We start from the raw sequence: 20,335 nt of genomic DNA, 5'->3' as shown, positions 1-20,335 counted from the left end.
AGTGAGCCAGTACCTCGTCCTCAAGGCCCTGCACGTGCTCGGCGCCGCAATCCTCCTCGGCACGGGCACCGGAATCGCCTTCTTCATGCTGATGGCGCATCGCACCCGGGACGCGGCCTTCGTGGCGAGAACCGCCGCGACCGTGGTGGTGGCGGACGCGCTCTTCACCGCAACCGCGGTGATTGCGCAGCCGGTGACCGGCTACCTCCTCGTCCGCGAGACGGGCCGGTCCCTGACGGAGGGCTGGATCGCGCTGTCGCTCGGGCTCTACCTCGTCGCCGGCCTGTTCTGGCTGCCCGTGGTCTGGATCCAGGCACGGATGCGGGATCTCGCCGCGGAGGCGGCGCGCGGCCGCGGACCGCTGCCCGCGACCTACCATCGCCTGTTCCGGCTCTGGTTCACCTGCGGCGTCCCGGGGTTCGGATCGGTCCTGGCAACCGGCTGGCTGATGATCGCGAAGCCGTCCCTGTGGGGGTGAGCATGGACGTCCCGGCGCGGATCGCCGTTCTCGGCGCCTCGGGCCTGATCGGCCAAGCCCTCGCCGAGGCGCTGGCGCAGGAAGGATTTCCGGTCACCGCCATCGCTCGACGCTTCACCACGGCGCAGGCCACTTCCTTCGGCGCAGACGCCTGCCCTTGCCCCGTCGTCGATCTCGACGAGGCGGCCCTCGCCGGCCTCATCGCGCGGCATCGGCCGGACATCGTCGTGAATTGCCTCGGCGTGCTGCAGGACGGGCCGCGGGGCACGACCCGGGACGTACACGACGGCTTCGTCGCCCGGCTGCTGACGGCGATCGCCGCGCAGGACCGCCCCATCCTCCTGATCCATCTGTCCATCCCGGGGCGCGAGGCGGACGACGAAACGGCCTTCAGCCGGACGAAGCGCGAGGCCGAGCGCAGGATCGCGGGATCCGGCTGCCCATCCCTCGTCCTGCGGCCGGGCTTCGTGATCGCGCCGGGGGCCTATGGCGGCAGCGCCCTGATCCGTGCGCTCGCCGCCGCTCCGGTCGCCCTGCCGGAGGCGGTCGGCCGCCGCCCCTTCGCCGTGACGGCGATCGAGGATATCACCCGCACCGTATCCTCCGTAGCGCGGCGCTGGCAGGCGGGCGAGCAGGAGTGGCGGGCGGTCTGGGACGTCGTCGAGGCCCCGCCCTCCGAGGTCGGTGCCGTGGTCGGGGAGTTCCGACAGCGCTTCGGGGGCGCGAGCCCGCGCCTGACGCTCCCCGCCCCGCTCCTCGCGGCCGGCGCCCGGCTGGGCGACGCCGCGGCCTTCCTTGGCTGGTTGCCGCCGGTTCGGACGACGGCTCTGCGCGAGATGATGCGGGGCGTCGAGGGCGATCCGCGATCCTGGATGGCCGAGAGTGGGCTGGCGCCGACCGGCCTCGCGCGGACGCTCGCGCGCCTGCCCCTCACCGTTCAGGAGCGCTGGTTCGGCCGACTCTACCTCCTGAAGCCGCTCGTCATCGGCGTCCTCGCGGTCTTCTGGTGCGCCTCCGGGCTGATCGCGCTGATTCCGGCCTTCGCGCCGGCAACCGCGATCCTGACCGCGCACGGCATCCCCGACAGTCTCGCCCGCACGATCACGCTCGTCACCAGCCTCGCGGACATCGCGGTCGGCCTCGCGATCGCGGGCCGCCGCAGTTGCCGGGCCGGGCTCACCGCCGGAATCCTCCTGTCCCTTATGTACATGGTGGGGGCCGCCCTGCTCGCGCCGGACCTCTGGACGGAACCGCTCGGCGCCCTCGTGAAGACCGGGCCCGCGATCGTCCTGATGCTCGTCGCCCTGGCGACGCTCGACGAGCGCTGAGGCAGCGCCGCCCCGTCAGCGCGCGGCGAACAGGTCCGGCCGGCGCAGGCGCAGCGTCTGGACGAGGACGAGCGTCTTCATGTCGCTGAGTTCGCCGCGATCGCTCATCGCGGCCAATTCGGCGAGCGGCACCTCGTGCACGGTGATCGCCTCGTGCTCGTCGGCGACGCCGCCGCCCGGACCGGACCGGTCGGCGGCCGAGAACGCCCCGAGGAACAGGTCCATCTGCTCGGTCGAGATGCCCGGCATGCTCCAGCCGCGCACCACCCATTCGAGCGGGCCGAGCACGATCCCGGCCTCCTCGAATACCTCCCGGCGCGCGCCGTCCTCCGGCTCCCCCTCGTCGAGCAGGCCGGCCGGCGCTTCCAGGAGTTCGGGCAACCCGTCGGCGTAGAAGGCGGGCGCGCGGAACTGCGAGATCAGCACGGCGATGCGGCGCTCGGGATCGTAGGGCAGCACCCCGACGGCGCGGCCGTGATCCTCGATTTCCCGCTTGATCGGCGTGCCGTCGGGCATCGCCACCTCGGCCACGAGGAACCGGCTCCAGCCGTCGTGCACGGTGCGGGTGCCGCGGATGATAGGTGCCATGCCTCGATGCCTCCGCCGGGCCCGTCACGGGCCGATTCCGTCGGGCGTCTAGGAAAACCTTGTCGCAGGAATGAGGCGGGATCTATCCGCCGCCCCGGCGGATCGTGAAGCGCAGCGTTCCGTCCGCGCGCTCCTGCGCATCGAGCCGGTCGCCCTCCTCGCGGACGAGGTTCGGGATGTCGATCGCCGCCATCGGGTCGGTGCAGGCCACGACGAGCCGCGTGCCCGGAGGAAGGCCACGCAGGACCTTCCGGGTGCGCAGGACGGGCAGCGGGCATTTGAGGCCGCGCAGGTCCAGCTCGATCGGCATGTCGCCCACGCGAAAACCCCGCCGACGGCGGGGTGCCGTCGACGGGGTGTTTAGACGATGGCGGCTGCCGCGTCAGGCGGCGCGCCGATCGGGCTCAGTAGCCCCAGCCGTAGGCCGGGTAGCCGTAGCCACCATAGCCGTAGGCGGGATAGCTGTAGCCGTAGCCGTAGGCCGGGTAGCCGCCGTAGCCCGCGCCGTAATAGCCGTCGTAGTAACCGTAGCGGGGCGCCGAGCTCGCGGCGATGGCGCCGCCGATGATGCCGAGGGCGGCACCGGCCGCGAGTGCACCGCCGACGCCGCGGCGATAGCCGTAGCCGCGATAGCCGTAGCCGCCGCCGCGCCAGCCGACGCCGCGGTAGCCGCCGTAATAGCCGCCACCGCGCCAGCGAACCTGATCGACGTTACCGGCGGGTCCGCCGACCTGGGACGCGTTGAGGGCCGGGAGCGGCGCCGCCTCGGCGGCGGTGAAGGACCCGGCAGTCATGCCGATCGCGGCAGTGCCTGCGAGGGCGAGGGTCATGATGCGCGACATGCGAACGATCTCCTGAATCGAAGCCGTAGTGCCGTAGGAACGACGTCGCCCCGCTTCCGTTCCGCCGTCCTCGGCTTCCCCGTCCCTCTCCCGGTGCCATCACGCACATGTGTACAGTCAGGCTGGCCGGGATGGGCGTCCGGGCGATCCTGGCAGGCCGAACCGGTCGTGTCGAAGGGTCAGAACACGCATGTCTCGAAGGCGGGCGCGACCGAGCGCCCCCAATCTCCCTCGTACGCGGCGAGATGCTCCTCCGCCTGTGTCCGGCCGGCGGCGACGATCGCTTCCAGGGGTTGCAGGTAGACCGTTTCATCGCGGCCCGCGGCGTCGCGTCGCGCGCGGGTCTGGAGGCCGGAGCGGGCGATGGCGAGCGCCTCCGCCGCCACCTGCCCGAGGCTGCGGCCCGCCACCGGCGTCGCGAGTCCGAGCCGCGGCGCGGTGGCTCGCAGAGCCTCGCGCTCGGCCTCGCTCCAGGCCTTCGTCAGGTCGAGGGCGGCATCGAGGGCGCCCTCGTCGTAGAGGAGACCGGTCCAGAAGGCGGCCTGCGCCGCGATCATCGCCGGGCCGCCGACATCGGACCCGCGCATCTCGAGGAATCGCTTCAGGCGGACTTCGGGAAAGGCGGTGGACGCGTGGTTCGCCCAGTCCGAGACGGTCGCGTACTCGCCCGGAAGCTGGGGGAGCCTCCCGGCCATCAGGTCGCGGAAGGAGGCGCCCGAGACGTCGTGGTAGGTGTCGCCGCGCTTCACGAAATACATCGGCATGTCGAGGAGCCAGTCGACATAGGCCTCGTAGCCGAAGCCGGGCTGGAACGCCGCCGGCAGCATGCCGGTGCGATCGGCATCGGTGTCGCGCCAGATCTCAGAGCGGCGGGACAGGAAGCCGTTCGGTCGCCCGTCCGTGAAGGGGGAGTTCGCAAAGAGCGCCGTCGCCACGGGCTGGAGCGCGAGGGAGGCGCGCATCTTGCGCGCCATGTCGGCCTCCGAGCAGAAATCGACGTTCACCTGGACGGTCGCCGTGCGCAGCATCATGTCGAGGCCGAGCGAGCCGACCTTCGGCATGTAGGCCGCCATGATGCGGTAGCGGCTCTTCGGCATCACGGGGGTCTCCTCCCGCGTCCATTTCGGGCTCATGCCGAGGGTGAGGAAGCCGATACCGTGGGGCTCGGCGGCGCGCGCCGTCGCGTCGAGGTGGTCCTGCAGCTCCCGCACGGTGGCGTGGACGTCGGGCAGCGGCGCGCCGGAGAGTTCGAACTGGCCGCCGGGCTCGATCGAGATGCCCCCCCCTCCGCCCCGCGAGCCCGATGATGTTGTCGGAATCGACGATCGGCTCCCAGCCCGTCTCGCGGGCGAGCCCTTCGAGGAGCGCGCGGATGCCGTGTTCGCCGGAGTAGGGCACAGGGGTGCTTCCGGCGCGGTAGAACGGGATCTTCTCGTGCTCGGTCCCGATCGCGAACCGTTCGCGCGGCTTCTCGCCGGCAGCGAACCAAGCAATCAGTTCGGCGCGCTCGGTCAATGGGGTCGTGTCGGACGTATCGCGCGCCATGCGCTGCCTCGTCGTGCGGGATCGGTCGGGAGAGCGAGAGGTGCGCCGATCATCCGTACGGACGCGCCCATCAGCCTGATGTCGTGTCCTTAATCCAGCCCGCAAGGCGCGACAACGCGAGGCGGGGGCAGCTGCATTGCGCAGGACCGGCCGGGTGCACCGGCTTCCGGGAGGCCGGCACGCTCGATGTGCGTCCGCGCACGCGCTGACGGCGCGCAGAGGGTGCTCAGCGCGCGTCGCCGAGGACGGCTTGGACGAGGGTCATCACCGCGACGGCTGCCGTGTCGGCCCGCAGGATCCGCGGGCCGAGCGACAGTGCCACCGTGTTGGGGCGGGCCGCGATGAGGGTCCGCTCGTCCGGCGCGAAGCCGCCCTCGGGCCCGACGAGCACCGCGAGCGGGGGTGGTGCGATGGGATCCGCGATGGCGCGCAGGGCCGCGACGGGGTCGGCCACCGCCGCCTCCTCGTCGCAGAAGACGAGGAGGCGCTCGGGCGAGAGGTCGGCGAGGGCCACTGGCAGGCGTGCCGCCTCGGGCAGGTCGGGGATCGCCAGGATGCCGCATTGCTCGGCGGCCTCAATCGCGTTCGCGCGCAGCCGCTCGGCGTTGATCCGCTCGCCCTGCGTGAAGCGCGTGAAGACGGGGCGGATCGTGCCCGCACCCATCTCGACGGCCTTCTGGGCGAGGTAGTCGAGCCGCGCGGTCTTCAGTGGCGCGAACAGGTAATGCAGGTCGGCCCGAGCGGGTTGGGGCCGGGTCTGCGCTTCGAGGATGAGGTCGGCGCTCTTGCGGCCGGTCGGATCGAGGCGGGCGCGCCACTCGCCGTCGCGGCCGTTGAAGACGAGAACCGGGTCCTCCGGCGTCCGGCGCAGGACGGTGAGGAGATAATTCGCCTGCGCCCGATCGAGGGGCAGGCGCGCGCCGCGCCGAGATCGGCCTCGACGAAGAGGCGCGGAGCAGTGAAGTCGTAGGCGGCCATGGGGGCGAAGTCGCGTGGCGGAGCGGTCCTGTCAACGCACCCTGACGAAACGTTGCAGAAACGTTACACCACGGTCTTTTCGCGGATTTGCCCACGCGTGATCGGCGCCACCGGTTTGCGGCTCGAATGACGCCACATTCCTATGCAGAACCGAGCCCAAGCAGAACGGAACGATCCGGAACCCGCCGCCGGGCGGATGATCGCGCTTCTCGCGCGGACAAGCCGGCGGATCGGACGACGGCGCCAAGAGGGAAGACGGCATGCTCACGAAATCCATCGCCACCCTGGCCGCAGTGCTGACGGGCGCCGTGTTCTTCGGCGGCGCGGCCCTCGCGCAATCGGCCGATTGCGGCGCGATCCAGCAGACGCTGAAGACCCGGCAGGAACTTGTGGCGAAGGCGAACGCGGCCTCGCAATCGAAGAAGAAGATGACGCCGCAGGAGGCGTGCGCCCTGTTCGGCAAGCTGCAATCCAACGGCGCCGAGGGCGTCAAGTGGATCACCGCCAACAAGGAATGGTGCTCCATCCCGGATTCGTTCGCGGAAGGCTTCAAGGCCGACCACGTGAAGGTCTCGGGAATCCGCACCAAGATCTGCACGGTCGCCGCGCAGGCGAGCAAGATGGAGGCGCAGGCCCGCGCGCAGGCTGCGGCGGGCGGCGGCCAGGGCCCCGGCGGTCTCCTCGGCGGACCGGGCCTGAGCGGCTCCTTCAAGATGCCGCAGGGCGCGCTGTAGGATCGAAGCGCCTCGGCCGTCGCACCCGAACGCGCCTCCCCTCCCCGCAGGGGGAGGAGAGATGGCGTCGATGAACAGCCCCCACCGCATCCCCTCCCGCTTCGCCCGGCTTTTCCGGTGAACGGCCGCCCCCTTGAGGAGGGCCGGGTCGCCGATGCGGTCGCGGGGCACTGGGTCGATCGCCTCGCGCCGCGGCGCGCGCGGCCCTATCTGCGGCTCGCGCGGATCGACCGGCCGATCGGCTGGTGGCTGCTCGTTCTGCCCTGCTGGTGGTCGGCGGCGCTGGCGGCGACGGCCGCGGGGCGGCCCTATCCCGATCCCTGGCACCTCGTCCTGTTCCTGATCGGCGCCGTCGCGATGCGGGGGGCCGGCTCGACCTACAACGACATCGCCGACCGCGATCTCGACGCGCAGGTCGAGCGAACGCGCTCGCGCCCGCTCCCCTCGGGGCAGGTGAGCACCAAGGAAGCGGCCGTGTTCCTGGTCGCCCAGGCCCTCGTCGGTCTCGCGGTGCTGCTGCAATTCAACGGCACCGCCATCCTCGTCGGCATGGCCTCGCTGGTGCCGGTGGCAATCTACCCGTTCATGAAGCGGTTCATGTCGATGCCGCAGGCCGTCCTTGGCCTCGCCTTCGCCTGGGGCGCGCTGATGGGCTGGGTCGCCGTCTTCGGGCGGCTCGATCTCCCGGCCTACCTGCTCTACGCGGGGGCCGTCGCCTGGGTGATCGGCTACGACACGATCTACGCGGTTCAGGACATCGAGGACGACGAGATCGCCGGCATCCGGTCCTCGGCCCGCCTGTTCGGGGCGCGGCTGCGCCTCGCGGTCGGGTTCTGCTACGGGGCCTGCGCCCTGCTGATCGGCCTCGCGGCCATCGCGGCCGGCGCGGAGGCCCTGGGGTTTGCCGGGATCGCTCTGTTCTCAGCCCATCTCGGGCGGCAGGTCCTGCGGCTGCGCGAGCGCGACGGCCGGGGGGCGCTCGCCCTGTTCCGGTCGAACCGGGACGCGGGCCTGATCCTGTTCGCCGGCCTCGCCCTCGACGCGATCGTCAGGGCCTGGGCCGCCTGAACTCACGAGCGGGCGATGATCTCGTTCTCGCCCCGGTGGATCAGCGGACGCACCGGCAGTCGGCCGGTCTTCCGGCGCACGAGGAAGCGGGGGCGCCGGCCGCCGAGGAGCCCGCAGCGGCGGCGCATCCGGGTGGTGCCGAGCGCCACGCGGCCGATCTGGCGGGAGACGAGGCTCAAGGCCCCGTCCTCGCGCACGATCATCCGCGGCAGGCCGGTCCGGGTAGAGAGATCGCGCCAGATCGCCACGACATCCTCCTCCGCGAAGGGACCGAGCCGCGAGGCCACCTCGCCCTGATCGTCGACGAGGAGGAGATCGAAGCGATCCTCGCCGCTTCTCTCGGCATCGTCGGCCGCGAAGGCCAGCGCGATCCCGGTCGGCCGGGTGGCGCCCGCGAGGGTGCCGAGAATCGGGAGCGGCGAGGCGGCGAAGGCAGGAGACTTCGCCGAGGCCGGGTCGGGGCTGTGCGCGTTCATGCTCTGATAAGTGTTCATCTGCCTGACGCCCTGATGCAAGTGGCGATCTCTGTCGGATCGTCCGTTATGCCAAGCAAAATCGCGTCGAACCTCCTCAGGCGACCTTAAGAGTGAGCGTTAAGCGTTGGTGGAGATGCCTCTGATGCTCGGAATGCTCAACGCTTCCTTGCACAGATCGGGACAAACCCGGCGTATCCCATTCTGCGCGGCGCTGCTTGTGACGAATCGGGGCGCGACCTAGTTTCGGCTTGCGCTCGGCACGAGCCATGCCGCACCCTCTTTCGGGAGCGTCGCGACGTTGAGCCGGGGCGCCGCCGACCCGCCGCCCGCGCGAGGCCCCGAGGCCAGCGCGGACAGACCGCACCATCCGACCCGGATCTTCATGCCCGACACGATGTCCTCCGAGGCCGCGCAGGCCTTGATGCCGGCCTTGCGCGAGGCGGTCCGCGAGGCGGCCTCGCTCGCCCTGCCGCATTTCCGGTCGGGTGAGCAGACGCGCGCACGGATCTGGTCGAAGGCGGGCGGGTCTCCGGTGACGGAGGCGGACGTCGCCGTCGACGCCTTCCTGAAGGTGCGTCTGAGCCAGATCGTGCCGGCCGCCGCGTGGCTCTCGGAGGAGACGCGGGACGATCCCGTCCGGCTCAGATCCGGGTTGGTCTGGATCGTCGATCCGATCGACGGGACGCGCGCCTTCCTGTCGGGCCACCCCGACTGGTCGATCGCGGTCGGCCTGCTGTCCGCCGGCCAGCCCGTCATCGGGATCGTGCACGCGCCCGCGAGCGGGCATTTCTACGAGGCCGTGGCCGGCTGCGGCTCCCGGCGGGACGAGGCGCCGATCCGCGTCTCGGACCGCGCCGCGCTTCCCGGCGCCCGCGTCACCGGCCCCAAGCCGATGATCGAACGTCTCACGCGTGGGCTCACGCGCGAGGGGGCCGACCCGGACTTCGTCCGGATCGACCGTGTGCCCTCGCTCGCGCTCCGGGTCGCCCGGGTCGCGGAGGGCAGCATCGACGTGGGATTGGTGTCGTCGGACGCGCGGGACTGGGATCTCGCCGCGGCCGATCTCATCCTGCGCGAGGCGGGCGGGTCGGTCTGCGACCTCGCCGGCCGGCGCACGATCTACAACCGGGAGAACCCGGTGCACGGCGAACTCGTCGCCGTGCCGGACGGGTTGCTGGTGCCGGTCGTCGCGGCGCTGACGGCCTGAGCCTGACGCTCGGACGCATCCGGTCCGCCTCGTCACCGACGTCGTCAGTGCCGGGGTGCTCTGCCGATCTTGCGTGAGGAGCCCTCAGGCCCGCGCTTCGCGCACCGAGACGGCGGCGGGAGCCAGGCCGAAACGATCGGCCAGATGCCAGCGCAGTTCGCGGGGCGAATGGTAATTGTAGGAGCGATCGATGACGTGGGTGCAATCGAGGCCGGGCTTGCCGGCATTCGGGCCTGATTCAGGCGAGCCACACGGAAGGTCGCGGCGTCGGTGACGGGCGACCGGGCGCTACGGCGCCGGGTGTACTCAAACTGCATGTCGTTTCTTCTTATGATCCTTGGACCGGATATTCGCCTCTCGGCGGAGCCCGGCTCGTTTCTGGTTTGGTATCTTCACCATCCGGCGCGACCTCGGCCTTCAAGGCTCATCGGCGGCGTCGGAAGGTTCGGGCTCGGCGTCGGAGCCCTTCAGGAAACGCCAGTCCGCGCGAGCGGACTGGCGTTGGACGATCGCTCTCCGATCAGGCCGCCTGAAGGTTGCCCGCGGCATCCTTGCCGCTGCGCTTGTCCGTCAGGATCTCGTAGCTGATCTTCTGACCCTCCACGAGATTGCGCATGCCTGCGCGCTCGACAGCGGAGATGTGAACGAACACATCCTTGCCGCCATCATCGGGCTGGATGAAGCCATAGCCCTTGGTCTCGTTGAACCACTTAACAGTGCCGGTATTCACGAATTGAACCTCGTATCGTCCATTGGTCGACAGCACTCGTCCACACGGGGCGTGCGCGAAGACCTCTTCCGTAGTCTGACGGAGCGGCGGGGCTGGAGACGCAGGACCTGTAGAGCGCCCGTCTCACCAATCGCCCCCCGAGACCCTATGTAGGGGCTTCATGCGGCCGCAACAAGGCGTCGCCGTCGCGCCGGTCCGTGTTCTCATGCCGCGGACGGGGGACGGAGAGCACCGCAACCCTGTGTTTTTCGCGCCGCAGCGTGCATATATGAGTTCGGCTCCAGGCAGTTAGGCGATCCATGGCGGGTATCTCGGTCTCCCTCGAAGGCGGCAACATCCAGCTCTCGTTCCAGAAGGACGATCAGGCCACCGCCGTCGTGATGGACGCCCGGGCAGCCCGCGCCCTGGTGCGGGCGGTGGGGCAGCTCCTCACCGCGATCGACGAGACCGACGAGACCGACCTTCCCGAGGAGATGGGCGAGGAGGACATTGCGATGCTCGACGTCACCTCCTCCGCGATCGAGGTCGGCACCGACGAGCAGGGCCAGGCCGTGGTCGCCCTGCAGGCGGGAGCGCTGCCCCCGTTCCAGCTGCGCCTGACGGACGAAGAGGCCCGCCACGTCGCGACGAGCCTCTCCGAGATCCTCAACGCCCCGCGCGACGTCCGCGCCTCGCACGGGGGCACTGAGCGCCCTAGAGGCGGACGCCCGGATCGGTCGGGTTGCCCGGTAGGTAATCGGGCTCCGAGCCTGGGCCGGCCGGATCGTCGATGCCGGGATCGTCGACCGGATAGGGTGTCCGCGGCCCGGTCGGGCCGGTATCCGGCAGCTCGTCGGGCTGCGGCGGCGGCGGAAGATCGCCGGGGATGTTGCCGCCGGGCGTGGGTTCGGGAGTCGGAAGGCCGGGATTGGCCATGCGAAGCCTCCTCGCGCTGTAGGGATGTGGGAGACCAACGGCCCCGTTGCGCGCGGGGTTCCGACTTGGCCCCGTCTTGGCCCCGCCTCGGCCCCGTGCGGCATCGCGCGGCCCGGAGGCGCCGGAACCTCGCGCGGCGGCCGCAGTTTGCGCCTCCAGATCCCAACATGGAGGTGCACTCATGGCCGACATCAAGCAGGCCAAGATCCTGATTCTCGCTACCGACGGCTTCGAGGAGAGCGAGCTGACGGTGCCGCAGGCCAAGCTCAAGGAGGCCGGCGCGACCGTCCACGTCGCCGCCCCGCAATCGCGCCAGTCGAAGGATTCGATCCGCGGCTGGGACAAGACCGATTGGGGCAAGAGCGTGCCGGTCGATCACGACGTGGAGGGCGTGAACGCGGGCGACTACGACGCCCTCGTGCTTCCGGGCGGCCAGATCAATCCGGACAAGCTGCGGCTCGAGTCGAAGGCCCTCGAGGTGATCCGGGGCTTCCTCACCTCTGGCAAGGTGGTGGCCGCGATCTGCCACGCGCCGTGGCTGCTCATCGAGACCGGTGCCGTGAAGGGTCGCCAGCTCACCTCCTTTGCCTCCATCAAGCGCGACGTGACGAATGCCGGCGGCCACTGGCAGGACAAGGAGGTCGTGACCGATCAGGGCATCATCACGAGCCGCAATCCGGGCGACCTCGACGCGTTCTGCGCGAAGATCATCGAGGAGGTCCAGGAGGGCCGGCACGAGGCGCGCCAACTCGCAGCCTGAGGCAGAGCCGGGCCTCGCCTCTCCCGTTTGGGAGAGGTCGCGTGCGCGTCAGCGCACCGGGTGAGGGGTGCGGCATCGCCGGATAAGCCTGGATCCCTCACTCCGCCCTTTCCCGAGCGGAGGAGGGAGCGAGTCGCAGGTCTGGAGGATCAGCGTTTCGCCACCGCCTTCTGCACCTTCGGCTTGTCGCCGGTCGCGCTCGCGATGAGCGCGGACAGGTGATCCTGGTCGAGACCGCGCGGCGCGCCTTCGGCCAGCGACTGGCGGGCGGCACTCGCCTTCGGCGTCTCGATCGAGCCGGTGGTGACGGGGTCGGGAACCGCGGCGACCGCGGCCGGCCGGCCGGCGGGCTCGCGCTGGACGCGCATGGCCCAGTGGGCGGCGGTGGACAGGGCCGCGATCGCCAGGATCGCCTTGATGCCGCCGGAGAGGAGGCGCCGCATGATGGGTAACCTGAGGATACGCGGTGGAACGCGGCCGGTTGCACGGCCCAGCTCAGCTTCGCTCAGGAGCGTGAATGAACCCGCAAGCCGCACTAGGCCCGCCGGTCCCGGAATGGCGCAGGCGGCGTCGGCAGGCGCGCCCCGGAAGGCCGACACGGGCGGGACGACCCGGGCAGGACGACCCGGGGATGAGCAGGTGGGCCATGCGCCAAGGTCCGCGGTTCCTGTTCCCCGCGCTCCCGACACACCTGCAGCTACTCGGCCCACTGAGCCTCACAGGAGGAGCGCAGAGAACTGGTCCGCGCCGTCCCGTCACTGCCGCCCCGCCACCATGCAGCCCGAGAGGGCTCGCGAAACCGTCGGACGCATCGGTCGCTGGGGAGTGCCGATGTAGGGGGTGGCACCGAGCCGGGCAACCGCGGATCGCCAATTCTGTCACGCTGTGACGATCCGTCGGTCAGAGGCACGAAAAAGGCGCCCGGTGCAGGGCACCGGACGCCTGATCGCGTCGGCCGCGTGGCCGAGCTTACCGCAGCGAGCCGCAGAAGCGCTGGATGCGGTGGCAAGCCTCTTCTAGCGTCTTGTTCGAGGTCGCGTAGGAGATGCGCAGGTTGGGGCCGAGGCCGAAGGCCGAGCCGTGGACGGCGGCGACGCCTTCCGCCTGCAGCAGCTCCGTGACGAAATCCTCGTCCGTCTCGATGGTCTTACCGGACGGCGCCTTGCGCCCGATCGTCTCGGCGCAGGACGGGTAGACGTAGAAGGCGCCCTCCGGCACCGGGCATTGCAGGCCCTTGGTCTGGTTCAGCATCGAGACCACGAGGTCGCGCCGCTCCTGGAAGGCCGCCTTGAAGCGCGCGAGGTGCTCCTGCGTGCCGTCCAGCGCCGCGACGGCTGCCCATTGCGAGATCGACGAGGCGCCCGAGGTCTGCTGGCCCTGGACGAAGTCCATCGCCTTGATCAGGTGCTCCGGACCCGCCGCGTAGCCGATGCGCCAGCCGGTCATGGCGTAGGCCTTCGAGACGCCGTTCATGGTGAGCGTGCGCTCGTAGAGGCCCGGCTCGACCTGGGCCGGAGTGACGAACTCGAAGTCGCCGTAGGTCAGGTGCTCGTACATGTCGTCGGTGAGCACCCAGACGTGCGGATGGCGCATCAGCACGTCGGTGATCTTCTTCAGCTCGTCCCGCGAGTAGGCCGCGCCCGACGGGTTCGAGGGCGAGTTGAGGATGATCCACTTGGTCTTCGGCGTGATGACGCGCTCGAGATCCTCGGGCTGGAGCTTGAAATCGTGCGCCATGTCGGTGTCGGCGAACACGGGCGTCGCGCCGCACAGGATCACCATCTCGGGGTAGGAGACCCAGTAGGGGCGCGGGATCACGACCTCGTCGCCGGGGTTCAAGGTGGCGAGGAGCGCGTTGTAGATGACGTGCTTGCCGCCGGTGCCGACGATGGTCTGCGAGACCTTGTAGTCGAGCCCGTTCTCGCGCTTGAACTTCTTGACGATCGCCTCGCGCAGCGGATTGATGCCGGAGACCGGCGGGTACTTCGTCTCGCCGCGCCGGATCGCCTCGATCGCCGCTTCCTTGATGTGGTCGGGCGTGTCGAAATCGGGCTCGCCGACGGACAGGCTGATCACGTCCATCCCCTGCGCTTTCAGCTCACGCGCCTTCTGCGTCATCGCGATGGTCGCGGACGGCTTCACGCGGGAGAGGGCGTCGGCGAGAAAGCCCATGGGACGGTACTCCGATCGAATGTCAGGTGGTGTGCCAGGTTCCAGGCGGCGCGGACCCTAGTCGCGGCCGGTCCCAGGGGCAAGGTGGGGGAATCGCCCTCGGCCCGCGAATGTCATGCTTGGCCGGAATGTCGGGTCGGACCGGGGCGGACCCTGCGCGGGGCTCGCGCGGAAGCCGGCGCGTTCCCATCTCGCGGGCATGATCGCGATCTCCGTTCTCGACCTCTCATTCGTGATCGCTGGTGCGAGCCCGGCGCAGGCGCTCCAGGACTCGATCGCCCTCGCCCGCCACGTCGATGGGCTCGGCTACACCCGCTTCTGGCTCGCCGAGCACCACGCGCTGCCCTCGGTCGCGAGCCCGGCCCCCGAGATCATGATTGGCCAGATCGCCGCGGCGACCCGACATATCCGGGTCGGATCCGGCGGCATCATGCTGCCGAACCACGCGCCGCTGATGGTGGCGGAGCGCTTCAAGATGCTGGAGGCCTTGTTCCCCGGCCGCATCGACCTCGGCCTCGGGCGGGCACCCGGCACGGACGGCATCACCGCGCAGGCGCTGCGGCGGCGCCAAGTCCCGCTTGGGGGCGACGACTTCCTCGACCGGCTGCAGGAGCTGATGCTGTGGGAGACGGGGGATTTTCCCGCGGGCCATCCCTTCCGCAGCGTGGAGGTCATGCCCTCGGGCGCGCCGCTGCCGCCGCTCTTCCTGCTCGGCTCCTCGGACTACAGCGCGCATCTCGCGGGCCGGGTCGGCACCGGCTTCGCCTTCGCGCAGCATTTCGCGGCCTTCGATTCCGAGGCGGCGATGCTCGCCTACCGGCGCGGCTTCCGCCCCTCCCGCTGGCGGGAGCGGCCTCACGCCATCCTCGCCGCGGCGGCGATCTGCGCGGAGACCGACGCCGAGGCGGAGCGGCTGGCCCTCAGCGCCGAACTCGCGACGCTCCGGCGCGAGCGGGGCGAGTACCTGCCCCTGCCGAGCCCGCAGGAGGCCGCCGCCTATCCCTTCTCGCAGGCCGAGCGCGCGCGCCTCGAACGGGGACGCGCCCGGCTGCATGTCGGCTCGCCGGAGACCCTGCGGGCGCGCCTCGGTGCGCTGGCGGAGGTCACGCAGGCCGACGAGATCATGGTGTTCTCGGCGATCCATGATCAGGTGGCGCGGCGCAGATCCTACACCCTCCTCGCCGAGGCGTTCGGCCTCGGCGAAGGGGCAAAGCCCTGAGCCGGCCCTACCAGCGGCAGACGCGCCGCGGCCCGAACGGGGTCGGTCGGATGAAGCAGCGCCGGCCATAGAACGGGCGCGGACCGTAGAAGCGCCCGGGCCCGGCGAAAGGCCGGCAGCGGCCGTAGGCGCCGCGGCCCCAGCCGGGCCCGCAGCCCTGCGCGACCTGCTCGACGAGGGGCGTGGCCCCGGCCAAGCCCTGGGCCGCGCCGACTCCGAGCGGCGCAGCCTCCGCCGTCGAGACAGCCCCGAAGCCGCCCAGGGCGAGCGCGGCGCCGAGGCCGAGCATCCAGCGTTTCGACATGGCGATATTCTCCTGTTGGGTTGCCGGCCGCCCCGATCGCGCGGCGTGGCCGTTGCTCCATCTAGCGGTTCCGGGCCTTGCCGCGGCCTGTGCACGAGATGACGGTTTGGACAGGTTGTGGATGAAGCCCATGCCGCGGATCCGCTCCGCTGGGATCGTGAAACCATCGATTCGTCAGACACCTGGCTTCCGCACAGGTTAATGCGGTCCGGCGTGCATTTCCGCAAAGTATCACCAGTACGTGATTGGGAGTGGCTATGCCCCGTTACTTCATCGATGCCACCGTCGGGTCCCGCCGTCAGCGGGATTGCGAGGGCGTGATCGCTCTCGACGATCTGAGCGCCCACGAGATCGCCGTCGCGACCCTCCACGACCTCGCGCGGATCGCCACGGCGGAGGGTCGCGAGGCGCCGCTCAGCGCCGTCGTCCGCACGGAGGAGGACGAAAGCCTGTGCACGGTCTCGATGACGATCCGCACGGAGTGGAATCGGGACCGCAGGCAAGGTGTCGGGCAGATGCTGGAGGATGTCGTCTAACGCGCCCGCGGCAGGAACCAGCGTTGCACGGCCTCAGCCGTGTCGGTCGGCCGCGTGTTGAAGCAGAACTTCGCCTGCGGCGCGTGCACGTGGACGATGTTGATCAGCTTCTCGAACAGGGCGGTGTTCTCCACGATCAGGCGAACGCCTGCCCCGATCATCACCGCGTCGAAGAGCTTGCGCCGCAGGAGTTCCCGGACGACCGACTCGGCCGTCTGCCCGAAATCGACGAGGCAGATCTCCGGGGCATAGCCGAGTTCCCTGAGACGCGCCGCGTCCGCTTCGAGACCCGCTCGGACCTTGGCCGCATCGAGGCCCGGATAGGCGCTGTAGGCGGGCGCCGAGAAGTCGATCAGGTCGGGATCAAGGCCGATCAGGACGACGCTGACGGGAGCCATGATATTCTCCGCGACGGGAGCGGCGACGATCGCCGCGCCCGTCGAGGATAGTCCCATCGCGACGACCGGGCCATCCGAGCCCGAGACGGCGCCTCAGCCGCCGAACAAGCGGCGCAGGCCCGCCAGGATTCCACCCGGCCTCGTTGCTGCGGGAATCGGCGCGGCCATCTTGCCCCCTTGCGGGCGCGGCGCCTGGACGAGCCCGAGGGCCGCCGTGTCGGTGGTCTCGCGATCGATCAGGATCAGGCTGCCCGTGTCGCGGTTCTCGGCGTAGGGGTCGAAGGCGACCGCGCGGTCGAGGGTCAGCGTCACGTCGGCGATGTCGTTGGCCGCGAGGCGCTCGGCCGGGCCGGGCTGACCCGTTTCGGGATCGATGCGGGTCCGGATTGCGCTCACCGTGGCGTTCACCGTCACGGTGCCGATCTTGGCAAGCAGCGTCGCGCCGGGCTGGAGTTCCGTCTCGGCAGCCCAGAACAGGCGGGTGTCGAGCGTGTCGGAGACCTGCATCGGCGCGTTCTGCGCCGCGATCACGGCACCGCGAGAGGCGTCGACCTCGTCCGCCAGAACCAGCGTCACCGACTGGCCCTCCACCGCTTCCGCGAGTTCGCCGTCCGCCGTGACGATGCGGGCAATCGCGGTGGAGCGGCCGGAGGGCAGGACGGTGACCGGGTCGCCGGGGCGCACCCGCCCGCTGGCGATCAAGCCCGAGAATCCGCGGAATTCGGAGTTCGGGCGGTTCACCCACTGCACGGCCATGCGGAAGGGCGCAGCCTGCGCCTCCTCGTGCACCGGCACTTCCTCGAGATACTGGAGCAGCGGGCTGCCCGTGTACCACGTGGCGGCGGTGCCTGGCAGCACGACATTGTCGCCGTTCTTGGCCGAGAGCGGGATCGCCCGCACCTCCGCGAAGCCGAACGCGGCCGTGAACGTGTTGAACCCCGCGAGGATCGCGTCGAACTTGTCCTGCGACCAGCCGACAAGGTCCATCTTGTTCACGGCGAGCACGATCCGGCGGATGCCGAGCATCGAGACGAGGAGTGCGTGGCGCCGCGTCTGACGGGTCAGGCCCTGGCGGGCATCGACCAAGATCACCGCGACATCCGCCGTCGAGGCGCCGGTGGCCATGTTGCGGGTGTACTGCTCGTGGCCGGGCGTATCGGCGACGATGAAGGAGCGCTTGTCGGTCGAGAAGAACCGGTAGGCGACGTCGATCGTGATCCCCTGCTCGCGCTCGGCCTGGAGTCCGTCCACGAGGAGCGCGAGATCGACCTCGGCGCCCTGCGTGCCGTGCTTGCGCGAATCCCGCTGGAGGGCGGTGATCTGGTCGTCGAAGATCTGCTTGGTGTCGTGCAGGAGACGCCCGATCAGAGTCGACTTGCCGTCGTCGACCGAGCCGCAGGCGATGAAGCGCAGGACTTCCTTGCTCTGGTGGGCGGTGAGGAACGCCTCGTAGCCGAACGCCTCGGGTGACTGATGGATCGTCATCAGAAGTAGCCCTCCTGCTTCTTGCGCTCCATGGCGCCGGCGCCGTCCTTGTCGATCACCCGTCCCTGCCGCTCGGAGGTGCGAGCGGCGAGTGTCTCGCCGATGATCTCGGGCAGGGTCGCGGCGGGGCTCTCGACGGCCCCGGTGAGCGGGTAGTCGCCGAGCGTCCGGAACCGGACCTTGAGATGTTGCGGGGTCTCGCCGGGCGCGAGCGGCAGCCGCTCGTCATCCACCATGATGAGCTGCCCCTCGCGCTCGACGACGGGGCGCTCCTTGGCGAAGTAGAGCGGCACGATCGGAATCTGCTCCTGCTCGATGTAGAGCCAGATATCGAGCTCGGTCCAGTTCGAGAGCGGGAAGACGCGCAGGGATTCGCCTCGCTTCTTGCGCAGATTGTAGAGGTGCCAGGGCTCGGCTCGCTGACGCTTCGGGTCCCAGCGATGCTGGGCCGTACGCAGCGAGACGATCCGCTCCTTGGCACGCGATGCTTCCTCGTCGCGGCGGGCGCCGCCGAAGGCCGCGTCGAACTTGTGCTTGTCGAGCGCCTGACGCAGGGCCTGCGTCTTCATCACGTCGGTGTGCACCTCCGAGCCGTGGCTGATGGGGCCGATGCCCTTTGCCAAGCCATCCTGGTTCGTGTGCACGATCAGCTCGGCGCCGATCTCCGCGGCGCGCCGGTCCCGGAAGGCGATCATCTCGCGAAACTTCCAGGTCGTGTCGATGTGCATCAGCGGGAACGGCAGGCGTCCCGGCGCGAAGGCCTTCTGCGCGAGGTGCAGCAGGACCGAGGAATCCTTCCCGATCGAGTAGAGCATCACGGGGTTCTCGGTCTCGGCGACCGTCTCCCGCATGATGTGGATGCTCTCCGCCTCCAGGCGCTCGAGGTGGGTCAGGCGATCGTGGCCGAATCGGGCGGCCGTGGTCGCGGGGGCGGCGCTCATCGAGCCATCTCCGGTGTCTTGAGGTTCGTGGTCTCGAAGGCGGCCGCTTCCTGGCCGGGCTGCACGCTCGCCTCGGGGACGTGAACGTGCAGGCCGCATTCCTTCTTGGATTCCTGCTCCCACCACCAGCGGCCGGCGCGCTCGGGCTCGCCGACGCGCACCGCGCGCGTGCAGGGCGCGCAGCCGATCGAGGGGAAGCCCCGATCGTGCAGGACGTTATAGGGGATGAAGTTGTCGCGCACGAAGGCATCGACATCCGCCCGCGTCCAGTCGGCGAGCGGATTCACCTTGATCAGCCCGCGCGCCTCGTCGGCCTCGGCGAGCGGGGTATCGGACCGGTTCGCCGACTGCCCGGCCCGCAGGCCCGTGAACCAGACCTCCGCGCCGGCGAGGGCGCGGGCCAGCGGCTCGACCTTCCGGAACCCGCAGCATGCCTGCCTTGCGGCGACGGAATGGCGAAACCCGTTGATCCCATCCTCCCTGACGAAGCGCTCCTCGGCCTCGCGCTCCGGCGCGTAGGCGCGGATCCGGATGCCGTAGGCCGATTCGGTCTCGGCCCAGACGTCATAGGTCTCGGGAAAGAGGCGGCCGGTATCGAGGGTGACGATCTCCGTGCGCGACTTCGCCATCGCCAGGGCATGCGTGAGGGCCTGGTCCTCGATGCCGAGGCTGGTGGTGAAGACGAGGCGGCCGGGCACCGTCCGCTCGACGAGCGCGATGCGCCCGGCAAGATCGAGGCCGGTCATGGCAGCGGCGAGATCGTCCGCAGCCTGTGCGAGTTCGAGGGTCATCGGAGATCGAGCGGCGTGATGAATGGGGATACCTGCTTGTCCAGCCCCTGAAATGTTCGCTATAACGAACGGTGTCAAGGCTGATGCCGTCGAGTCGGCGGGGTCTTGCACTGCGGTAAGGTGTGGGTGAGCAACCGAGGAGCACGGCTGCCGGTTGCGTGGTTGAGAAAGATCCTTCTCATTCCGCGGTCTGCGTCCGTGCGGCCGCGCACCCGCCCCCTTCACGAATGAGAGGTCCGGCTTGGATTCGATCGACCTGAAGATCCTCGCGCTCCTGCAGCAGGACGCGACGCTCTCCATCGCCGCCATCGGCGAGAAGGTGGGCCTCTCGCAGACGCCGTGCTGGAAGCGCATCCAGCGCCTCGAGGCGGACGGCGTGATCGACCGGCGGGTGGCCGTGCTCGATCCCGTGAAGCTCGGCCTTGGCCTGACAGTGTTCGTCTCGATCGAGACGGCAGACCATTCCAAGGAGTGGCTCGACCGCTTCGCGGCCACCGTCGCGGCGATGCCCGAGGTGCTGGAATTCTACCGGATGGCCGGCGATGTCGATTACATGCTGCGCGTCGTGGTGGCCGACATGCGCGCCTACGACACCTTCTACAAGCAGCTCATCGCGACGCTGCCTCTCAAGAATGTGACCTCGCGCTTCGCGATGGAGAAGGTGAAGTCGACGACGGCCCTGCCGCTCCCCCCTCCGCCCACGAACACCCGGCACGTGCCTGCTCTGGCTCTGGTCGGAGAATAGTTTTCTCTTTCGCGCCGCAACAGCAGTCAGCTCCTTCTCCCGCAATGGCGTTCTGTAAAACGGACATTCCCCGTTGACAGAAGGCACAACGCAGA

At 70.0% G+C, this 20,335-nt stretch carries 22 protein-coding genes and 3 pseudogenes; 10 read left to right on the top strand and 15 right to left on the bottom strand.

Features of this window, described 5'->3' with window-relative positions:
• The first annotated feature begins 1 nt into the window (after nt 1).
• Both DK389_RS15270 and DK389_RS15265 read left to right on the top strand, forming a co-directional pair.
• The gene (locus tag DK389_RS15270) at nt 2–478 is read left to right on the top strand and encodes a DUF2269 family protein (protein ID WP_109890789.1); all 477 of its coding nucleotides are present in this window, start codon (nt 2–4) and stop codon (nt 476–478) included.
• 2 nt (nt 479–480) lie between these two features.
• Nucleotides 481–1,806 (top strand): SDR family oxidoreductase, encoded by a 1,326-nt coding sequence (locus DK389_RS15265; RefSeq protein WP_109890787.1) that lies wholly within the window; start codon nt 481–483, stop codon nt 1,804–1,806.
• Nucleotides 1,807–1,821: 15 nt separating this feature from the next.
• Here DK389_RS15265 and DK389_RS15260 read toward each other — a convergent pair whose 3' ends face one another.
• The 5 genes and pseudogenes from DK389_RS15260 to DK389_RS15240 form a co-directional block, all read right to left on the bottom strand.
• The gene (locus DK389_RS15260) at nt 1,822–2,394 is read right to left on the bottom strand and encodes an NUDIX domain-containing protein (protein WP_109890785.1); all 573 of its coding nucleotides are present in this window, start codon (nt 2,392–2,394) and stop codon (nt 1,822–1,824) included.
• Between the two features lie 82 nt (nt 2,395–2,476).
• Nucleotides 2,477–2,704 (bottom strand): sulfurtransferase TusA family protein, encoded by a 228-nt coding sequence (locus DK389_RS15255; RefSeq protein ID WP_109896424.1) that lies wholly within the window; start codon nt 2,702–2,704, stop codon nt 2,477–2,479.
• A gap of 94 nt (nt 2,705–2,798) precedes the next feature.
• Nucleotides 2,799–3,236 carry a hypothetical protein gene (locus DK389_RS15250; protein WP_109890783.1) on the bottom strand — a complete coding sequence of 146 codons (438 nt, stop codon included), beginning with the start codon at nt 3,234–3,236 and terminating at the stop codon, nt 2,799–2,801.
• Between the two features lie 179 nt (nt 3,237–3,415).
• Nucleotides 3,416–4,781 (bottom strand): annotated as a pseudogene (locus DK389_RS15245) (glutamate--cysteine ligase).
• A gap of 226 nt (nt 4,782–5,007) precedes the next feature.
• A pseudogene (locus tag DK389_RS15240) lies at nt 5,008–5,759 on the bottom strand (16S rRNA (uracil(1498)-N(3))-methyltransferase).
• Nucleotides 5,760–6,019: 260 nt separating this feature from the next.
• On the opposite strand from DK389_RS15240, the gene DK389_RS15235 reads away from it, so the two are divergent.
• Complete coding sequence (locus DK389_RS15235; protein WP_109890781.1) at nt 6,020–6,493, top strand: hypothetical protein; 474 nt, start codon at nt 6,020–6,022, stop codon at nt 6,491–6,493.
• A gap of 117 nt (nt 6,494–6,610) precedes the next feature.
• Nucleotides 6,611–7,561 carry a 4-hydroxybenzoate octaprenyltransferase gene (gene ubiA / locus DK389_RS15230; RefSeq protein ID WP_109890779.1) on the top strand — a complete coding sequence of 317 codons (951 nt, stop codon included), beginning with the start codon at nt 6,611–6,613 and terminating at the stop codon, nt 7,559–7,561.
• A 2-nt stretch (nt 7,562–7,563) separates the two neighbouring features.
• On the opposite strand, the gene DK389_RS15225 is transcribed toward ubiA, so the two are convergent.
• The gene (locus DK389_RS15225; RefSeq protein ID WP_418292037.1) at nt 7,564–8,055 is read right to left on the bottom strand and encodes a DUF6101 family protein; all 492 of its coding nucleotides are present in this window, start codon (nt 8,053–8,055) and stop codon (nt 7,564–7,566) included.
• A 364-nt stretch (nt 8,056–8,419) separates the two neighbouring features.
• Here DK389_RS15225 and DK389_RS15220 point away from each other — a divergent pair, with 364 nt between their 5' ends.
• Nucleotides 8,420–9,244 (top strand): 3'(2'),5'-bisphosphate nucleotidase CysQ, encoded by an 825-nt coding sequence (locus DK389_RS15220; protein ID WP_109896420.1) that lies wholly within the window; start codon nt 8,420–8,422, stop codon nt 9,242–9,244.
• A gap of 520 nt (nt 9,245–9,764) precedes the next feature.
• On the opposite strand, the gene DK389_RS15210 is transcribed toward DK389_RS15220, so the two are convergent.
• Nucleotides 9,765–9,974 (bottom strand): cold-shock protein, encoded by a 210-nt coding sequence (locus DK389_RS15210; RefSeq protein ID WP_109896418.1) that lies wholly within the window; start codon nt 9,972–9,974, stop codon nt 9,765–9,767.
• Nucleotides 9,975–10,273: 299 nt separating this feature from the next.
• Here DK389_RS15210 and DK389_RS34270 point away from each other — a divergent pair.
• Nucleotides 10,274–10,657: pseudogene (locus DK389_RS34270) on the top strand (hypothetical protein); the annotation flags it as partial.
• Nucleotides 10,658–10,667: 10 nt separating this feature from the next.
• Here DK389_RS34270 and DK389_RS15200 read toward each other — a convergent pair.
• Nucleotides 10,668–10,889 carry a hypothetical protein gene (locus tag DK389_RS15200; RefSeq protein WP_109890777.1) on the bottom strand — a complete coding sequence of 74 codons (222 nt, stop codon included), beginning with the start codon at nt 10,887–10,889 and terminating at the stop codon, nt 10,668–10,670.
• A gap of 181 nt (nt 10,890–11,070) precedes the next feature.
• On the opposite strand from DK389_RS15200, the gene DK389_RS15195 reads away from it, so the two are divergent.
• Nucleotides 11,071–11,649: a type 1 glutamine amidotransferase domain-containing protein gene (locus DK389_RS15195; protein ID WP_109890775.1), complete on the top strand. Its 579-nt coding sequence runs from the start codon at nt 11,071–11,073 to the stop codon at nt 11,647–11,649.
• A 149-nt stretch (nt 11,650–11,798) separates the two neighbouring features.
• Here the strand turns inward: DK389_RS15195 and DK389_RS15190 are convergent, their stop codons facing one another.
• Both DK389_RS15190 and DK389_RS15185 read right to left on the bottom strand, forming a co-directional pair.
• The gene (locus DK389_RS15190; protein ID WP_109890773.1) at nt 11,799–12,092 is read right to left on the bottom strand and encodes a hypothetical protein; all 294 of its coding nucleotides are present in this window, start codon (nt 12,090–12,092) and stop codon (nt 11,799–11,801) included.
• Nucleotides 12,093–12,618: 526 nt separating this feature from the next.
• On the bottom strand, nt 12,619–13,821 hold the full coding sequence (locus DK389_RS15185; RefSeq protein WP_109890771.1) for a pyridoxal phosphate-dependent aminotransferase: 1,203 nt from the start codon (nt 13,819–13,821) through the stop codon (nt 12,619–12,621).
• A gap of 199 nt (nt 13,822–14,020) precedes the next feature.
• On the opposite strand from DK389_RS15185, the gene DK389_RS15180 reads away from it, so the two are divergent.
• The gene (locus tag DK389_RS15180; protein ID WP_109890769.1) at nt 14,021–15,040 is read left to right on the top strand and encodes an LLM class flavin-dependent oxidoreductase; all 1,020 of its coding nucleotides are present in this window, start codon (nt 14,021–14,023) and stop codon (nt 15,038–15,040) included.
• A 7-nt stretch (nt 15,041–15,047) separates the two neighbouring features.
• On the opposite strand, the gene DK389_RS15175 is transcribed toward DK389_RS15180, so the two are convergent.
• Nucleotides 15,048–15,344, bottom strand: a complete 297-nt coding sequence (locus DK389_RS15175) for a GCG_CRPN prefix-to-repeats domain-containing protein (RefSeq protein ID WP_109890767.1) — start codon at nt 15,342–15,344, stop codon at nt 15,048–15,050.
• Nucleotides 15,345–15,601: 257 nt separating this feature from the next.
• On the opposite strand from DK389_RS15175, the gene DK389_RS15170 reads away from it, so the two are divergent.
• Nucleotides 15,602–15,880, top strand: a complete 279-nt coding sequence (locus DK389_RS15170; RefSeq protein WP_109890765.1) for a DUF6894 family protein — start codon at nt 15,602–15,604, stop codon at nt 15,878–15,880.
• Here DK389_RS15170 and DK389_RS15165 read toward each other — a convergent pair.
• The 4 genes from DK389_RS15165 to DK389_RS15150 all read right to left on the bottom strand — a co-directional run bounded on the left by DK389_RS15165 (nt 15,877) and on the right by DK389_RS15150 (nt 19,495).
• Entirely contained in the window at nt 15,877–16,278 is a 402-nt protein-coding gene (locus DK389_RS15165) for a hypothetical protein (protein ID WP_236960894.1), read from the bottom strand. The genes DK389_RS15170 and DK389_RS15165 overlap by 4 nt on opposite strands.
• Nucleotides 16,279–16,371: 93 nt before the next feature.
• Nucleotides 16,372–17,763 (bottom strand): sulfate adenylyltransferase subunit CysN, encoded by a 1,392-nt coding sequence (gene cysN, locus DK389_RS15160; RefSeq protein ID WP_109890763.1) that lies wholly within the window; start codon nt 17,761–17,763, stop codon nt 16,372–16,374.
• Nucleotides 17,763–18,704, bottom strand: a complete 942-nt coding sequence (gene cysD / locus DK389_RS15155; protein ID WP_109890761.1) for a sulfate adenylyltransferase subunit CysD — start codon at nt 18,702–18,704, stop codon at nt 17,763–17,765. The genes cysN and cysD overlap by 1 nt, the downstream gene beginning before the upstream one ends.
• A complete protein-coding gene (locus DK389_RS15150) occupies nt 18,701–19,495 on the bottom strand; it encodes a phosphoadenylyl-sulfate reductase (protein ID WP_109890759.1) in 795 nt (264 codons plus the stop codon). Before DK389_RS15150 ends, cysD begins: the two co-directional genes overlap by 4 nt.
• A 241-nt stretch (nt 19,496–19,736) precedes the next feature.
• Between DK389_RS15150 and DK389_RS15145 the strand changes: the two genes are divergently transcribed.
• Nucleotides 19,737–20,240, top strand: coding sequence for an Lrp/AsnC family transcriptional regulator (locus DK389_RS15145; RefSeq protein ID WP_109890757.1), 504 nt, complete (start codon nt 19,737–19,739; stop codon nt 20,238–20,240).
• The last annotated feature ends 95 nt before the right edge of the window (nt 20,241–20,335 follow it).

This window comes from Methylobacterium durans (genome assembly GCF_003173715.1).
GTDB lineage: Bacteria > Pseudomonadota > Alphaproteobacteria > Rhizobiales > Beijerinckiaceae > Methylobacterium > Methylobacterium durans.
The sequence above is the reverse complement of the archived record's forward strand: the minus strand, read 5'-3'. Positions and strand labels throughout refer to the sequence as shown.

Coding starts and splice junctions, on each gene's coding strand:
- DK389_RS15190 (WP_109890773.1), bottom strand. CDS start 12,092: ATGCGGCGCCTCCTCTCCGGCGGCATCAAGGCGATCCTGGCGATCGCG.
- DK389_RS15170 (WP_109890765.1), top strand. CDS start 15,602: ATGCCCCGTTACTTCATCGATGCCACCGTCGGGTCCCGCCGTCAGCGG.
- DK389_RS15185 (WP_109890771.1), bottom strand. CDS start 13,821: ATGGGCTTTCTCGCCGACGCCCTCTCCCGCGTGAAGCCGTCCGCGACC.
- DK389_RS15180 (WP_109890769.1), top strand. CDS start 14,021: ATGATCGCGATCTCCGTTCTCGACCTCTCATTCGTGATCGCTGGTGCG.
- DK389_RS15235 (WP_109890781.1), top strand. CDS start 6,020: ATGCTCACGAAATCCATCGCCACCCTGGCCGCAGTGCTGACGGGCGCC.
- DK389_RS15175 (WP_109890767.1), bottom strand. CDS start 15,344: ATGTCGAAACGCTGGATGCTCGGCCTCGGCGCCGCGCTCGCCCTGGGC.
- cysD (WP_109890761.1), bottom strand. CDS start 18,704: ATGAGCGCCGCCCCCGCGACCACGGCCGCCCGATTCGGCCACGATCGC.
- DK389_RS15225 (WP_418292037.1), bottom strand. CDS start 8,055: ATGAACACTTATCAGAGCATGAACGCGCACAGCCCCGACCCGGCCTCG.
- cysN (WP_109890763.1), bottom strand. CDS start 17,763: ATGACGATCCATCAGTCACCCGAGGCGTTCGGCTACGAGGCGTTCCTC.
- DK389_RS15165 (WP_236960894.1), bottom strand. CDS start 16,278: ATGGCTCCCGTCAGCGTCGTCCTGATCGGCCTTGATCCCGACCTGATC.
- DK389_RS15220 (WP_109896420.1), top strand. CDS start 8,420: ATGCCCGACACGATGTCCTCCGAGGCCGCGCAGGCCTTGATGCCGGCC.
- DK389_RS15150 (WP_109890759.1), bottom strand. CDS start 19,495: ATGACCCTCGAACTCGCACAGGCTGCGGACGATCTCGCCGCTGCCATG.
- DK389_RS15200 (WP_109890777.1), bottom strand. CDS start 10,889: ATGGCCAATCCCGGCCTTCCGACTCCCGAACCCACGCCCGGCGGCAAC.
- DK389_RS15265 (WP_109890787.1), top strand. CDS start 481: ATGGACGTCCCGGCGCGGATCGCCGTTCTCGGCGCCTCGGGCCTGATC.
- DK389_RS15195 (WP_109890775.1), top strand. CDS start 11,071: ATGGCCGACATCAAGCAGGCCAAGATCCTGATTCTCGCTACCGACGGC.
- DK389_RS15255 (WP_109896424.1), bottom strand. CDS start 2,704: ATGCCGATCGAGCTGGACCTGCGCGGCCTCAAATGCCCGCTGCCCGTC.
- DK389_RS15250 (WP_109890783.1), bottom strand. CDS start 3,236: ATGTCGCGCATCATGACCCTCGCCCTCGCAGGCACTGCCGCGATCGGC.
- DK389_RS15260 (WP_109890785.1), bottom strand. CDS start 2,394: ATGGCACCTATCATCCGCGGCACCCGCACCGTGCACGACGGCTGGAGC.